Genomic DNA, 15,743 nt, shown 5'->3' on the forward strand with positions numbered 1-15,743 from the left:
GGGCCGCTCGCCCGGGGCTCCGACGCGTCACGGCCCGGTGTTCACCGGTGGTGGTGCGTCCTGCTGTGGTCCGTCAGCAGGGACCAGATCACGAAGACGCCGATCGCGATGGCGATGAACGCCCAGATCGGCTGGTACGGCAGCCACATGAAGTTCGCCACGATGCTGATCGCGGCCATGAACACGCCGAGCCAGCGGGCCGGCGGGACGCCCATGAGGATGCCGAGGCCGGTGAGGGCGAGGACCACACCGATCGCCAGATGGGTCCAGCCCCAGGCCGTCAGGTTGAACTCGTACGCGTAGTGGCCCACGCGGGTGTAGACGTGGTCCTTCGCGATACCGACGATGCCGTTGAGCACGGCGAGTACGCCGTCCACGAACAGCAGCACACCGGCGAACAGGGTTCCACCACTTGCCCACTTGCTCCCGCTGCCCCTGTCGGGCTGTGCGTGGTGAGGCGTGGGCGCCCCGGAGGGGCCTGCGGGCTGAGCCATGAGAGCCTCCTTCGCCGGGTCGTCACGCTGTCCGGCGTCATTTCGACGCTCCTCCCGCACAGCACCGGCCACCAGCCCGATTGAGCCATTCGGGTGAGCCTCGGCTCCGGCCAGGGCGGTTCTCAGGGAGCCCCGGCGTCTCCTCGGGCGCCCTGCCCGCACCTCAGACAGCGGGCCCGCACATCGGGCACGCGTCAGGACCGCAGGCCGGCGGTGCGGGCGCCCATGGCCCCGCGACCGACGGGCCGAGGTTGTCCAGGCATACGTCCACGCCGTGCAGCAGGGAGTCGAGGCCATGACTGCCGCTCGCCTGCCAGGTGCGGACGGCGACCGTCAGGGCGCAGGCGTGCATCGACACCAGGAGCTGCGGCCGCGGGTCGGCCGGATCCGCGAGGCGCTCCCGTGCGGCGAGGACCCCGGCGAGTGCGTCCTGCTCGCTCAGCAGCACCTGGTGGAGGGAGACGAGCAGGCCGGGCGTGACCGCCACCAGACGCAGTACGGCGAGGCAGACCGGCGTCGAGCGGTACGCGGGAAGGGCCCGCGCCACCTCGGTGAGCGCCTGGCGCGTGGCCGCCCGCAGCGCGGTCAGCGGCGGCTCGTCCGGGGGCCTGCGGTCCAGCTCGCGCAGAGTGATCACGGCCATCTCCCGGAAGACCCCGAGCAGCACGTCCTCCTTGCCCGTGAAGTAGCGCAGCAGCGTCCGCTTGGAGACGTCGGCCGCGGCCGCGATGTCGTCCAGCGTGGTGCCGTCGAAGCCGCGGGAGCCGAACAGGTCGAGGGCCGCATGGCAGAGCGCGTCGCGGGTCCGGAGCTTCTTGCGGGCGCGCAGGCCGGCGGACGCGGTGCGTACGGCCGGGCTGGGTGGCATTCGGGTTCCTCCTGGGCGGGACTGCGTACCGGCGGCCCGGACCGTGCGCGGCCAGGGGCATGGGCGGCCCGGATGGTGGGCAGCCAGGGGATTCTGTCACCCGGTGCCATATGCTTTCGGGTGACACGCCTGTCCGGCTCACGGCGGCGGCGGTGGCATCGATCCCGTCAGGGGATCCCCAGGTGGACCGGACGTGGGGGTCATGACTGTGGGGGGCCGCAGGCCCTCCGACCGCTGCCGCCCGCTGCCCGCCGCCGCCCGGCGGGCCTGTCGAACCTGTCCGCGTTGCCTGGAGGAACGTCCCGTATGTCTCGTCCCATCCGTGTCGCGATCGTCGGTGCCGGTCCGGCCGGCATCTACGCCGCCGACGCCCTGCTCAAGTCCGACGCCGCCCAGGCCCCGGGCGTCTCCATCGACCTGTTCGAGCGGATGCCCGCACCGTTCGGGCTGATCCGCTACGGGGTCGCCCCCGACCACCCGCGGATCAAGGGCATCATCACCGCCCTGCACAAGGTGCTGGACAAGCCGCAGATACGTCTCTTCGGCAATGTGGACTACCCCGGCGACCTCACCCTGGACGACCTCCACCGCTTCTACGACGCCGTCGTCTTCTCCACCGGGGCCATGGCGGACCGCGCCCTGGACATCCCCGGGATCGGCCTCGACGGCTCCTTCGGCGCCGCGGACTTCGTCTCCTGGTACGACGGCCACCCGGACGTCCCGCGCACCTGGCCGCTGGAGGCCGAGAAGGTCGCCGTACTCGGGGTCGGCAATGTCGCCCTGGACGTCGCACGGGTCCTGGCCAAGACCGCCGACGAGCTGCTGCCCACCGAGATCCCGCCGAACGTCCACGCCGGGCTCCAGCAGAACAAGGCCGTCGAGGTCCATGTCTTCGGCCGCCGCGGACCCGCGCAGGCGAAGTTCAGCCCGATGGAGCTGCGCGAGCTCGACCACTCGCCGAACATCGAGGTCGTGGTCAACCCCGAGGACATCGACTACGACGAGGGTTCGATCGCCACCCGCCGCGGCGACAAGCAGGCCAACATGGTCGCCTCCACCCTGGAGAACTGGGCCATCCGGGACACCGGCGACCGGCCGCACAAGCTCTTCCTGCACTTCTTCGAGTCCCCGGAGGAGATCATCGGCGAGGACGGGCGCGTGGCCGGGCTGCGCACCGAGCGCACCGAGCTGGACGGCACCGGCAATGTCCGTGGCACCGGCCGCTTCACCGACTGGGATGTCCAGGCCGTCTACCGTGCGGTCGGCTACCGCTCGGACGAGCTGCCGAAGCTGCCCTTCGACGTGGCGTCCGGCACTGTCCCGCACGAGGCCGGGCGGGTGCTGGCCGCCGACGGCAGCCACCAGACCTCCGTCTACGTCACGGGCTGGATCAAGCGCGGGCCGGTCGGGCTCATCGGCCACACCAAGGGCGACGCCAACGAGACGGTCGCCTGCCTCCTCGACGACCACACCGCGGGCCGGCTGCCCGGGGCCGCCCTGCCGGAGCCGGACGCCGTCACCGACTTCCTGCGGGAGCGCGGCATCCGGTACACGACGTGGGACGGCTGGTACCGGCTCGACAGCCATGAGCGGTCCCTGGGCGAGGCGGAGGGGCGCGAGCGTGTGAAGGTCGTCGAGCGCGAGGACATGCTCGGCCACAGCGGAGCCTGATCCCACCCGGCTCCCGGGCTGCCCGGGACCGCATCGCACAGCGCAGCGGGGCCCGGCCGGAACACCGCCGCAGTCAGGCGGGATCCGGCCGGGCCTTCGCGGTCTCACCGGTCAGGCGGGTTCCGGCCGGGCCTCCGAGATCTCCAGGTGGTCGGCGTCGGCGCGTACGACGTCCGCCCGGCGCGGGGTGCCGGCGGCGGCCCGCAGTTGCGCGGCCGTGGTCTCCAGCGCGTCTGCGACGATTTGCGGCGACCGCGTGCCGGGGCGGGCTCCGGTCGTTCTCGGCCCGGCTGAGGAACGGCGACGAGGGGCCGCTGAGCGCGGCGGCCTCCGCGAGGGTACGGTCCAGGGGCCTGCACCGCCCTCGGATGCCCGGCCCGGTCCGGAGGGCAGGTCACCCTGCCCTACCCCTGGGCGAAGAAGGACTTCAGCCGCTCCGCCGCGTCGGGCGCGAGGCCCATCCTCTCCGTCTGCGCCGACCCTTCCGCGATCTCCGCCGTACGGTCGAACATCTCCGCCTCGTAGGCGGCGACGGCCGCAGCCGGATCGTCACTGTTCTCCACGATGGCCCGCGCCAGCAGGATGCCGTCCAGCATCGCCTGGTTGGCGCCCTCACCCACCGGGGGCATCAGATGTGCGGCGTCTCCCAGCAGGGTGACATCCGGGCGGGACCGCCACCGGGTGCCGACCGGCAGGGCCTCGATGTTCCGCCCCATGAGCGATCCGGGGTCACAGGCGTCGATCAGCCCGGTCAACTCGGGGGCCCAGCCGGGGAACAGGCCATGCAGACGCGCCACGGTTCGGGCCCACTCCGCGCCGCCGAACCCCTGGCGGCCGATCCAGCCATCATCGGTGCGGAGCGTCACCGAGACGCGGATGGAGCCGTCGCCGGACCGCTGCGCGCCCAGGTTGATGTTGTCGCCCAGGGCCATCAGGCTGCCCGGTCCGACGAAGTCCGCCACGTGCGGCTGCCGCCGGTCGGCGTCGGCGATCGTCAGCTGGAGGTAGGCGGACAGATGGACCGGCCGGGCGTCCGTGAGGAGGGTGCGGATACGGGAGCGCCCACCGTCCGCTCCGACGAGGAGATCGCAGTCGCCGTGGCCGCCGTCGGCGAAGAGCAGCCGGTGGCCGCCCGCGGGCAGTTCCTCGGTACCGGTCAGATGGCGCCCCCAGCGCAGGGCGCTGTCCGGCACCCCGGACATCAGCAGCTTCCGCAGGGCGCCGCGGTCGATCTCCGGCCGGGTGCCGCTGCCCGGCTCGGGGGCGTGCTCCCCCACGGTGCTGCCGGCCGGATCGAGGATCCGCAGGGCCTCGCCCTCGGGCCGGGCCTCGGCCCGGAACGCGTCGGCCAGCCCCAGCTCCGCCAGGGCCCGCTGCCCCGACCCGGGGTGCAGATCGAGTGAGCCCCCCTGCGCGCGGGCGTCGAGGCCGGTGTCCCGCTCGTACACGGTGGCTGGGATGCCCTGCCGGTGCAGCATCGCTGCCAGCACCAGGCCGCCTATACCACCGCCGACGACGGCGATCCTCGGCCTCTTCTCGGCGTCGGTCGTGACCCTGCCGATCGGGACCCTGTTGGTCGGGACCCTGTTGATCGGGACCCTGTTGATGGTGTCCATGCTGCCCTCCGGCCATCCCATTTCTGTACAGCGTACGGAAATTACCGTACATCGTACGGAACGATGACGGCGTACGGTAACCGTGTGGAGCTGATCTGGGAGCGCCCCGAACCGCGCGGCCGCACGGTGGTCCCCGTCGACCGGGGCCGGATCGTGGCGACCGCTGTCGCCCTGGCCGACGCCGAGGGTCTGTCCGGCCTTTCGATGCGCAAGGTCGGCGCCGAGCTGCGGGTCAGCCCGATGCGGCTGTACGGCTATGTCGCCACCAAGGACGAGCTGCTCGACCTGATGGCCGATGCCGTCTACGGCGAGATCGCGGCGGGAATCGGCGACTCCCCCGAGTGGGACGAGACACTCACCGCGATCGCCGTCACCACCCGGGAGTGCGCCCTGCGGCACGAGTGGTTCGTCGAACTGATCGGCGGCAGGCCGCACTTGGGCCCGAACGCCCTGACGGTGATGGAGGCCACCGCCACCGCCCTGGCCGGCGCCCTGAGCCCGGAGGGCGGCGACGGCGACGGCAACAGCAACAGCAACAGCAACAGCAACAGCCGCATCATGGCGGCCCTCGGTGTCTTCAACGCCTACCTCGTCGGCGCCGTCCGCAACGAGGTCACCGAACGGCGCGTCAGCCGGGAGAGCGGCGCCGACGAGGCACAGTGGCAGGCGTCGGTCGGGGACTACCTCGGCCGCCGGCTGGCGACCGGGCGCTATCCGACGACGGAGCGGATCCTCCGGGGGAAACCGGAGGGCGACCCCGCCGAGACCTTCGCCGAGGAAGTCGCGATCATCATCCGCGGCGTGACCCACACCGGCTGACCCGGGCGGCCGCCCAGGATCGTGCGCCCCTTCCCGCCGCTGGTCATGAGCGTCACCAGCCGCTGATCCCGCTTCCGCCCCAGGCCCCCCGTCCGCGGCCCCGGACCCGGCCGTGCGGCGTGGCGCGCTGTGACACCGGGTGTGTGGCGTTGACATGGTTGCGTACGGAGAGACCTGAACGAGCCCTGCGCCTCGGGAGAGGCCGACCGGGCAGAGGAGCGCTGCACATGAGTCTTCGGCTGAAGGGCATCACCCGCGACGAACACCTGGCCTTCATCAGGTCCCGGCCCTCGGCGAGCCATATGCAGGTTCCGTCGTGGGGCGAGGTGAAGCCGGACTGGCGGGCGGAGAGCCTGGGCTGGTTCGGCGCCGACGACCGGCTCGTCGGGGCGGGCCTGGTGCTGTTCAGGCCGCTGCCCAGGCTCAGGCGCTCCCTCGCCTATCTGCCCGAAGGCCCGGTCATCGACTGGCACGCGGCCGATCTGGAGCGGTGGCTGGAGCCGATGCTCGCCCATCTGAAGAGACGCGGGGCCTTCTCGGTGAAGATGGGGCCGCCCGTGGTCACCAGGCGCTGGGACACGGAGGCGGTCAAGGCCGCGATCGCCGACCCGGCCGCCGGGCGGCTGCGCGACGCGGACCCCACCTGGCACGACCCCCGGGCCCTGGACATCGCCGACCGGCTGCGCCGGATGGGCTGGCAGCAGACCGAGCCGGGCGGCGAGGACGGCTTCGCGGTGGGCCAGCCCCGCTATGTGTTCCAGGTGCCGTTCGCGGGGCGCTCGCTCGACCAGGTGCACCAGAGCTTCAACCAGCAGTGGCGGCGCAACATCAAGAAGGCCGAGAAGGCCGGCGTCACCGTCGAACGGGGCGGCTACGAGGACCTGTCCGCCTTCTACGGCCTCTACGCCGAGACGGCCGAGCGGGACAGGTTCATCGCCCGCCCGCTCTCCTACTTCCAGCGCATGTGGACCGTACTGACCGCCGAGGACCCCGACCGTATGCGGCTCTACCTCGCCCGCCACGAGGGCGAGATCCTGGCGGCGGCCACCATGCTGACGGTCGGGGAACACGTCTGGTACTCCTACGGCGCCTCCACCAGCCGTAAGCGCGAGGTCCAGCCGAACAACGCCATCCAGTGGCGCATGATGTCCGACGCCCACGCACTCGGCGCGGGCGTCTACGACCTGCGGGGCATCACCGACACCCTGGACGAGGACAACCACCTCCTCGGCCTGCTCCGCTTCAAGGTCGGCACCGGCGGCCACGCCGTCGAGTATCTGGGCGAGTGGGACTTCCCCCTCAACCGCTTCCTGCACAAGGCCCTCGACCTGTACATGTCCCGGCGCTGAGCCCCCGACCCGTCAGGGTGTGCCGAGCAGTTCCAGCGCCTCGGTCCAGCGGAAGCCGGCCGCGGGGTCCGGGGCCCCGGGCCGGCCCGGATCGTACGCGCTGAACAGGACGCCCATGGAGCGCAGCGCCTCCACGCTCCTGCGGTACGCGGGGTGGGCGGCCTGGGCCCCGTTCAGACAGGGCAGTACGGCGGTGGGGACGCGCGCGCCGAACGCCTCGCAGAGGATGCCGAGTGCCAGGGTGTCCGAGATACCGGCCGCCCATTTGTTGATGGTGTTGAACGTGGCGGGCGCCACCGCGATGGCGTCCGCCGGCGGCAGCGGACGCGGGTCCCCCGGGGCGCGCCAGGCCGACCTGATCGGGTACCCGGTCTGCGCCACCACCGCCTGCGCGTCGATGAAGCCGAGCCCCTGGGGGGTGGCGACGACCCCCACGTCCCACCCCTGCTCCTGTGCGGCCGCGATCAGCTCGCCCACCCCGCCCGCGATCCCGGACGCGCAGACGACGACGTAGAGGAAGGGCTTCTTCGGCCGGCCGACACGCTGGTTCCCGTCCCTGTTCCCGTCGGGCTGTTCCGTCATGTGGCCCCCAGCCTGCTGGTGAAGTGTGGTGTGCTGAGGGCCAGTCTGCGGTACGCGCGCTCCCCTCAGCGCGAGCCGATCGCCGCCACGAGTTCCGCGACCCCTTTCTCCCGCAGTACCTGGTAGTGGTCCCCGGTCAGTTCGACCACCGTGGGCGGTGTCGCCGAGTAGCCGGAGTGGCCCTCGATGAACGAGTAGTCGTCGCCGGACGCCTTGAAGACGGTGACGGGGGCCGTGAGCCGGCGCTCCAGCAACTCGGCGAAGGTGTAGTCGAATTCGTAGGTCGCCGCCACGATCCGGGTGATGCGGCGGATCACGCCCGGGTCGAGCGCGGGGACCGCTCCGTGGACGAACGCCACGAAGCCCTCCTCGTCGCGCACCGTGCGCAGGCACTCGGCCAGCTCCGGGCCGCCGATGCGTCCCAGGAACACCGAGAGCAGTACGGCGGTGTAGACGGGGTTGGTGAGGGATGCCTCGCGCGAGTACCGCTCGCCCTCCGCGAGTTCCACCGTCGGGTTGCCGGGGCAGATCAGCAGGACCTCGTCCACCTTGTGGCCGTCCCGCTCCAGCTGCCAGGCCGCCTCGAAGGCGACCCGGGCGCCGAAGGAGTACCCCCAGAGCGTGTACGGGCCCTCGGGCTGCACGGCGCGGATCTCCGCGATGTCGGCCGCCGCCATCTCGCCGATGGTGGCGAAGGGGCGCTCCCCTTCGTTGATGCCGGCCGCCTGGATGCCGTAGAACGGTCCGCCCGCCGCCGAATCGGCCGCCAGCGTACGGAGGTTCATCGGGTATCCGCCGAGGCCCGGCCAGCAGAAGACCGGCTTCCCCGCGCCGTTGTCGTGCAGCGGCAGCAGCCGGGACGAGGGCGCGGGCGAGTCCTGGACGACCCGGGCCGCCAGGTCGGAGAGGCGCGGGCACTCGAAGAGGGCCTGGAGGGGCAGCGCCGTGCCGAACTCGCGGTTGACGCGATGGGTGAGGGTGACCGCCACCAGGGAGTTGCCGCCGCGGGCGAAGAAGGTGTCCGCCATCGAGACGTCCGGGTACTTGAGCGCCGCGCCCCACAGGGCTGCGAGTCTCCGCTCGGTGTCCGTCGCGGGCGCCACATGCGGCTCCCCCGGCGCCCCCGCGTCGCGCACCGCGTCCGAGGCCGCGAGGGCGGCCATGTCCACCTTGCCGTTGGCGGTGAGCGGCAGTGCGTCCACCACCTGCACCCGGTCCGGGATCATGTAGTCGGGCAGCAGCCGCACCAGGTCGTCGCGGATCATCTCGGTCGGGCCGCGCATATGGACGGAGTCCTCGCGCATCCCCTGCGACGTCAGCTGTTCGTCGCTCACCCGGCCGCCGATGAAGAAGTACGAGGGCCCCGGGGCGATGCCGGCCCCGGCCAGCAGGTCGTCCAGGCGCAGGGCGGCGGGCAGCGGGTTTCCGCTGCGGGACGAGTAGCCGGAGGACATCAGACCGAGCCGCAGCCCGTTGCACTGGAGATGGTGGAGGAGTCGGCCCAGCACCACGTAACGCAGCCAGGGGCGTTCCTCCCGGCTGACGGCGGAGATGCCGAACGACGCCGTCCCGTACACGCCCTGGTTGATGGCGATCACATCGCGGCGGCGCACCACATCGGCGGATATGGGGTGCAGTTCGCCGCCGGAGTACCGGTACGTTCCCTCCGCGAGCCCGGCGACCCGGTCGCCGTGCGCCTGGACGAAGAGGTCGACGGCGAGGTCCGCGGCGGGGGTGCCCGCACCGGCCGTGGCGGGCACCAGGTCGAAGGCGCCCATGTAGTGGTCGTCGGCCGCCGCGCCCACCAGCGCGGGGAACGCCGTGTCCAGGCCCGCCGGGCGCACGGCCAGGCCGTACGCGGGCAGCACCCGGTCGAGTACACCGAGCAGGTGCCCGGCCTCGAACTCCAGCACCTCGTCGATGTTGTTGCTGTAGACGGCGGCGATGGCGGCCCGCCGGCCCAGCAGATGGACGCGGGTCCCGCAGGCGCCGCCGCCCGGGGCGTCGGCGAAGCGCACCAGCGCGTGGCGTGCCGGGTGGAAGTAGTACAGGCCCGCTCCGAGGCCACGGCTCCCGTCGGTCTCCAGGTGGATCTGGGTGGCGTAGAGGGCACCGGGCGAGGCGTAGGCGTACTTCGGGAGGAGCCGCTCCTCGCTGTGGAACGGTCCGAACCAGCGCAGCAGCTCGCCGAGCGAGTCGAGGTCGAGACCGCGTGCGGCCGGGGCGGGGGCGGATGTCGCGGTCGTAGCCGCAGACGGTGACGGTGCCGGTGCCGGTGCCGGATCTGCCGCCGGTGCCGGTGCCGGATCTGCTGACGGTGACAGGAGGCGTACGAGGTCGTCCCGGGTCACGGGCTCGGTGCCGTCGTGGAAGCGGTAGGTCTTGCGCGCGAAGACCTCCGCGCGCTGCGCGGCGCTGCCCTGCGCGCCCGGCAGGGCCACCGCGGGCAGCCCGGCCAGCTCCTCGTCGGTCCGGACGCCGGGGTGGGAGAGCTGGGCCCGCACCTGGAGGCGGCTGGCCTTGGACTGGTGGTGCGACCCGTGGTTGCCCTGGTCCATCAGGGCGGCCTCGCGCGGGTTCAGCTCCACGCAGGCCACCAGGGTCTGCCAGCCGGTGCCGGGTGCGCTGGTCACGACGGCGGCGGCCCTGCGGACCCAGGTGTGCTCCTCGACCGCCGACGCGACTTCCTCCAGCTCGACCCGGTAGCCGCGGAGTTTCACCTGGCTGTCGATGCGGCCGGAGAACTGCAGGGTGCCGTCCGGATTCCAGGAGACCAGGTCGCCGGTGCGGTAGAGCGGGCCGTCGGGGGAGAGCGCGCTCCGTACGAAACGCTGCGCCGTCTGCTCCGGGAGGTTGAGATAGCCGCGGGCCACCTGGGCGCCGCCCAGGTGGAGTTCGCCCTTCTCGCCGATGTCGACGGGCCGGCCCTGGTCGTCCAGTACGAAGGCGGTGACCCCGTCCACGGGCGTCCCGATCGGCACGGTCGTGGCCGGTGCGCCGCTCTCGGGCGGGCCGGACGCCACCACGTGGGCGGTGGCGTTGATGGTGCACTCCGTCGGACCGTAGAGGTTGACCAGCGACACGCCGGGCAGCGCGGCGGCGAACTCCCCGGCCAGCGCGGTGGTCAGCGCCTCGCCACCGCAGAAGACCCGGCGCAGTGAGGCGCACCCGGTGAAGCCGTCGGTCTCCAGCAGCGCCTGGAGCAGCGTCGGGACGCACTGGAGCGTCGTCACCCCGTGCTCGCGCACCAGGGCGACCAGCGCGTCGGGGTCCCGGTAGACGTTCGGCAGGCCCGCCACCACCGCGCCGCCCACGGCGGGGGCGAGGATCTCCCACTGCGCCGCGTCGAAGCTCATGGGGGTCTTCTGCAGGATCCGCACATCGGGGCCCAGATGGCCGGTCGACCGCAGCCAGGTCAACTGCGAGACGACAGCGCGGTGTTCGATCATCACGCCCTTGGGGCGCCCGGTCGAACCCGAGGTGTAGATGACATAGGCGAGGTCCTGCGGCCGGGCGGCGGACAGTGGGGCGGCCGTCTCACCGGCCGCCGACGGCCCGGCCGGCCGCTCACCCGCGGGCCCGTCCAGGACGATCACGGTCGCCTGCGGGCCCGCGAGGGCCCGCGCCCTGTCGGCCAGGTGGGACTGTGTGACCAGCAGCCGCGTCCCGGAGTCGCGCACCATGAACCGTAGGCGCTCCTCCGGATACTCGGGCGACAGGGGCAGATAGGCACCGCCGGACGCGAGGATCCCCCACACCCCGATCACCAGGTCGGCCGAGGGTTCCGCGTACAGGCCAACGGTGACATCGGCCCCGGCGCCGAGGCGGGCCAGCCGGTGCCCGAGTGCCTCCGCCGCGCCGACGAGTCCGCGCCGGGTCAGGCGGCCGCCCGGGTGTTCCAGCGCGGTGGCACCGGGGTGCGCGTCGGCCTCACGTCTGAGCAGGTCGAAGAGGGCCGGTTCGTGGAGAGGGGCGGCGGCCGCCCGGACTGTCGGGTGGGTCTGAGTCTCCATGGGATCCTTCGTGGCACGAGGTGCCGTGGCGTGGTCCTGACACGGCAACGGTCTGCGGAACGGACACGGCAACGGGTCTACGGAACGGACTAGGTGGGGGGCTCACCCGACGCGGGACGGCGGCACCGTGACGCTCGCTCCGTGGGTCCCCCGTCGGAGCCGGGCCGCCGAATCCCCAGGCTCCGTACGGCCGTTCTCCATGGACCCGCGGCCTCCGGCACGGCGCCACGCGGGTGGAGCCGGAGCCGCCCCGGTACGTTTCCGCTACGTCCGGTACGGGGGCGTTCCGCCGCCTTTGCGAGGCACCACACCGGAGGCCGCGGGCCGGTCAACAACGATCAGCCGGACGGTTCCTGGTGGTCGCTAAGAGTGTGCGTGCGGTTATTCCCGATCACCTCCTGTCCGGATCCCGATCGGGGGTAACCGCCTAGACTCTCCCCGGACGCCTCTCCTGCCAGGGTGTTTGGCGTCCACAAGGGGGGACGGGGTATGGACGAGAAGGAAGACCCGGTGGCGCATTTCAATGTCCTCGGGTCGTTGGAATGCTGGGCCGGGGGGAACCGCGTGCACGCCGGAGGGCCGGTGCACGAGCGCGTCCTCGCGATGCTGCTGCTGGAGAACGGTCATGTGGTGCCGGTGGCGCGCCTGGTGGACGCGGCCTGGGACGAGGAACCGCCCACCACCGCTTCCCACCAGATCCGCAAGGCGGTGGCCGCGCTCCGCAGCCGGATACCGGGCGGCCGGGACCTGTTCCTCACCGACGGCCCCGGTTACCGCGCCGCCGTCCCCGACGAGCAGCTCGATGTACGGGTGTTCTCCCGCTCCGCCCGGCAGGGCGCCCAGGCGCTCGCCGAAGGCGACCCGGTCAGGGCCCGCGGTCTGCTCCAGGCGGCCCTCGCCCTGTGGCGCGGTCCGGTGCTCGCCGGGGACGGCGGCGAGGTCATCGCGGTCGCCTCCACCCCGCTGGAGGAGCGGTGGCTGACCGCCGCCGAACAGCTCTTCCGGATACGCCTCGACGACGGGGAGGCCGCCGAACTCGTGGGCGATCTGCGGGCCGCCGTCGCCGCCCACCCGCTGCGCGAGACGCTGCGGGGCCAGCTGATGCTGGCCCTCTACCGGTCACAGCGGCAGGCCGAGGCCCTCAAGGAGTACGAGGCGGTCCGCTCGATGCTCCGCGACGAGCTGGGGGTCGACCCGGGCCCGCACCTCAAGGCCCTCCACCAGGCCATCCTCCAGGAAGCCCCGGAGGCCGCGGCCCCGGAACGCGCCCGGCGCCCCGCGCCGCCCGACACCGGCCACGCCGAACCGGGAGACGACCTTCCGGGGCCCCGTACGCTCCCCAGCGACCTGGGCGACTTCACCGGCCGCCAGGCCGAGTTGGGCAGGCTCCTCGCGTACGCCACCGCGCCCGAGCCGGCGAACGGACTGCGGGTCGTCGCCGTCGACGGCATGGGCGGCTCCGGCAAGACGACGCTCGCCGTGCACGCCGCGCACCGGCTGGCCGACCGCTACCCGGACGGCCAGCTCCACATCGACCTGCGGGGGTACACCCCGGGCGAGCAGCCGTTGCGGCCCGCAGCGGTCATCTCGACCCTGCTGGGCGCGCTGGGCGTCGCGCCCGAGCGGGTGCCCGAGGACGACGCGGGCCGGGACGCGCTGTGGCAGTCGACGCTCACCGGCCGCCGCATCCTGCTCCTCCTGGACAACGCGGCCGACCTCTCCCAGATCAAGCCGGTCCTCCCGGCGTCGCCGGGCGCACTGGTCCTCGTCACCAGCCGGGTCCGGCTGGTCGACCTCGACGGGGCGGACTGGATCTCGCTCGGTGAGATGACCCGCGAGGACAGCACCGCCCTCATCGCCCGGACCCTCGGCCAGGACCTCGCCGACAGCGACCCGGAGGCCACCGCGGCGCTCGCCGGGCTCTGCGGCCATCTCCCGCTCGCCCTGCGTATCTCCACCGCCCGGCTGCGCAACCGGCCGCGCTGGACGGTCCGCAATCTGGTGGACCGGCTCAGCGACGAGTCGCGCCGTCTGGACGAACTCCACTCCGGGGACCGGGGCGTCGCGGTCAATCTGCGGCTGTCGTACCAGGCGCTCGACCAGTGGCACCGGACCGCCTTCCGCCTGCTCGGCCTGCATCCCGGCACCCATGCCGATGTCCACTCGGCGGCGGCCCTGCTCCAGGTCGGCATCCAGGAGGCCGACGAGGTCCTGGAGAACCTGCTCGACATGCACCTCCTCCAGCAGCACGAGGTCGGCTCGTACGCCTTCCACGACCTGGTGGGGGCGTTCGCGAGAAGCCTGCGCAACGACGGGACGCGGACGGCCGACGTCACCGCCTTCGAACGCCTCCTGGACTTCTGGTTCCTGGCGACGGAGCGGGCCTGCGCCGTGCTCTTCCCCGGCCGCGCGGAGTACCCGGCGCCCGGCCGGGAGCCGGCGGCCGAGGCCGAGTTGCCGCGCCTCGACACCCCGGAGCGCGCCCGCGCCTGGTTCGACCGGGAGCTGGACTCGCTGAAGGCCGCCGTGCGCATCGCCCATGAGTGGGGGCTCCACCGGCATGCCGTGGGGCTCGCGCGCAATGTGGTCTTCCATCTCAACCTGCGCAGCCGTACGGAGGAGTTCCACGAGGTCTCGACGGTCTCGGTGGCCGCCGCCCGCGCCCTCGGCGACGCGCTGGCCCTCCGGATGAGCCTCTCCAACCTGGCGGCCGCCCAGTGGAAGCTGGGCCGTCTCAGGGAGGGGGCCGAATCGGCGCACGAGGCAGTGGAGACCGCCCGGCGTATCGGCGACCGGCGGGGCGAGGCGTTCAGCCTCGATCTGCTGGGGCTGCTCCATATGTCGCTGGGCGACCTCTCGACCGGACGGCACCATCTGCGGCAGAGCGTCGCCCTTCATGTGGCGACCGGCAACGCGGGCCAGGAGGCGACGGCGCTGTGCAACCTCAGTACGGTCAGCACCTGGCTCGGTGACCTGGAAGAGGCGACCCGGGCCGCCGAGCGGGCCCGCGCCATCTACCGCAGGCTCGGCGACCGCGACAACGAGGTGGCCGCGCTCAACGACCTCGCCATCGCCCATCTGCAGAGGGGCGATCCGCAGGCCGCCCGCCGCTGTGTGGCGGACACCGAGGAGATGGTCGACGAGAGCCGGATGCCGGAGAACCTGGCCCTGACCCTGGTGCTGGCCGCGGACGTCCACCACCGCCTGGGGGACGCCGAGGGAGCGGGCAGCAGGCTGGACCGGGCGCTGACGCTGGCGAGATCGCGCGGCACACCGATCCGGCGGGCCACGATCGAGAACATCGCGGGCTTCGTGCATCTGCGGCGCGGCGAACCGGAGACCGCGCTCGCCCTGCACCGGCACGCCCACCGGTCGTCGGAGTCGATCGGCTACCGCTTCGAGCAGGCGCGGGCGCTCACCGGGATGGCGGCCGCGTCCGTGGCGCTGGGATTCGGCGCGGAGGCAACGGAGTTCGGACGGCGGGCCGAGGAACTCTTCGAGCGGATGCGGGTACCGGTCACGGGGCGGCCGACGGTGAAGCCTGAGGCGTTCCACGACCGCACGGCGAAAGCCTGAGGCGCCCCGGCCGGACGGCCGAAAGCCTGAGGCGCCCCCGGCCGGGCGGCGGGGGGCGCCTCAGGGTGGTGCGGGTGGCGGCCGGGCGGCCGACGCGGCCGCTGGTCGGGGCGGCGGTCCGGTGGCTGGTGACAGGTGACCGGTGGCCGATGACCGGCGGCCGGTGCGTACGGCTTTCGGCGCCGGACGCGTACGGCCTCCGGCGGCCGATGTCCGGTGTCCGGCGCTCGGCGAGCGGCGTCCGGCGATGGGCATCCTGCGCTCGGCGAGGGCGTCCGGCTGTCGGCGCTCGGCGGCCTGCGCTCGGCGTCCGGCGTCCGGCGTCCGGCTCAGACGACGGGGGCGCCGCTGGCCGTGGTGCCGGGACCGGCGTTGGTGTCCGTCGTCGCGCCCGGACCGGCGTTGGTGTCGACGGTCGCGCCCGGGCCGGCATTCGTGTCCGTCGTCGTACCGGGCCCCGCATTGGTGTACGGGGTCAGCCCCGGCCCGGCGTTCGTGCGGCCGGGACCGGCGTTCGTCGCGCTGACCACCGTGTGCTGTGCGTTTCCGGCGTGCGCGCCGGTGCCGAGTGCGACGGCGAGGACGGTGGCGAGTGCTCCGAAGAGGACGGTGGCTCTGTGACTGGGCATCGGCTCTTCATTTCCTGTTCACGCGGTGTGGAAGGAGGACGAACAGATCGTCACAGGGCCCGTTCCCCGATGGTTCCCGTTCGGCGACCAGCCCCCGGTAACGGCCCGCGCCCGTCCGCGTACAGG

The 15,743-nt window shown here is 72.9% G+C and carries 10 protein-coding genes; 4 read left to right on the forward strand and 6 right to left on the reverse strand.

What is annotated here, in order from left to right; all coding sequences use genetic code 11:
• Positions 1 to 41: 41 nt before the first annotated feature.
• Complete coding sequence (locus ACFXBC_RS23010) at positions 42 to 494, reverse strand: hypothetical protein (protein ID WP_385027444.1); 453 nt, start codon at positions 492 to 494, stop codon at positions 42 to 44.
• Positions 495 to 657: 163 nt separating this feature from the next.
• Entirely contained in the window at positions 658 to 1,362 is a 705-nt protein-coding gene (locus ACFXBC_RS23015) for a TetR/AcrR family transcriptional regulator (protein WP_385027447.1), read from the reverse strand.
• 306 nt (positions 1,363 to 1,668) lie between these two features.
• Here ACFXBC_RS23015 and ACFXBC_RS23020 point away from each other — a divergent pair, with 306 nt between their 5' ends.
• On the forward strand, positions 1,669 to 3,033 hold the full coding sequence (locus ACFXBC_RS23020; protein ID WP_385027450.1) for an FAD-dependent oxidoreductase: 1,365 nt from the start codon (positions 1,669 to 1,671) through the stop codon (positions 3,031 to 3,033).
• A gap of 404 nt (positions 3,034 to 3,437) precedes the next feature.
• Here the strand turns inward: ACFXBC_RS23020 and ACFXBC_RS23025 are convergent, their stop codons facing one another.
• Entirely contained in the window at positions 3,438 to 4,649 is a 1,212-nt protein-coding gene (locus tag ACFXBC_RS23025; protein WP_385027453.1) for an FAD-dependent oxidoreductase, read from the reverse strand.
• An 84-nt stretch (positions 4,650 to 4,733) separates the two neighbouring features.
• Between ACFXBC_RS23025 and ACFXBC_RS23030 the strand changes: the two genes are divergently transcribed.
• Entirely contained in the window at positions 4,734 to 5,468 is a 735-nt protein-coding gene (locus ACFXBC_RS23030) for a TetR/AcrR family transcriptional regulator (protein ID WP_385027457.1), read from the forward strand.
• Between the two features lie 227 nt (positions 5,469 to 5,695).
• Positions 5,696 to 6,817 (forward strand): lipid II:glycine glycyltransferase FemX, encoded by a 1,122-nt coding sequence (locus ACFXBC_RS23035; RefSeq protein WP_385027460.1) that lies wholly within the window; start codon positions 5,696 to 5,698, stop codon positions 6,815 to 6,817.
• Between the two features lie 12 nt (positions 6,818 to 6,829).
• Here the strand turns inward: ACFXBC_RS23035 and ACFXBC_RS23040 are convergent, their stop codons facing one another.
• Together ACFXBC_RS23040 and ACFXBC_RS23045 are read right to left on the reverse strand one after the other, a co-directional pair.
• Positions 6,830 to 7,399, reverse strand: a complete 570-nt coding sequence (locus ACFXBC_RS23040) for a flavoprotein (RefSeq protein ID WP_385027463.1) — start codon at positions 7,397 to 7,399, stop codon at positions 6,830 to 6,832.
• A 65-nt stretch (positions 7,400 to 7,464) separates the two neighbouring features.
• Positions 7,465 to 11,412 (reverse strand): amino acid adenylation domain-containing protein, encoded by a 3,948-nt coding sequence (locus ACFXBC_RS23045; RefSeq protein ID WP_385027466.1) that lies wholly within the window; start codon positions 11,410 to 11,412, stop codon positions 7,465 to 7,467.
• A 489-nt stretch (positions 11,413 to 11,901) separates the two neighbouring features.
• On the opposite strand from ACFXBC_RS23045, the gene ACFXBC_RS23050 reads away from it, so the two are divergent.
• The gene (locus tag ACFXBC_RS23050) at positions 11,902 to 14,988 is read left to right on the forward strand and encodes a BTAD domain-containing putative transcriptional regulator (protein ID WP_385027469.1); all 3,087 of its coding nucleotides are present in this window, start codon (positions 11,902 to 11,904) and stop codon (positions 14,986 to 14,988) included.
• A gap of 329 nt (positions 14,989 to 15,317) precedes the next feature.
• On the opposite strand, the gene ACFXBC_RS23055 is transcribed toward ACFXBC_RS23050, so the two are convergent.
• Positions 15,318 to 15,617 carry a hypothetical protein gene (locus ACFXBC_RS23055; protein WP_385027472.1) on the reverse strand — a complete coding sequence of 100 codons (300 nt, stop codon included), beginning with the start codon at positions 15,615 to 15,617 and terminating at the stop codon, positions 15,318 to 15,320.
• Between the last annotated feature and the right edge of the window lie 126 nt (positions 15,618 to 15,743).

It is taken from the genome of Streptomyces sp. NPDC059398 (assembly GCF_042751845.1).
Taxonomy (GTDB): domain Bacteria; phylum Actinomycetota; class Actinomycetes; order Streptomycetales; family Streptomycetaceae; genus Streptomyces.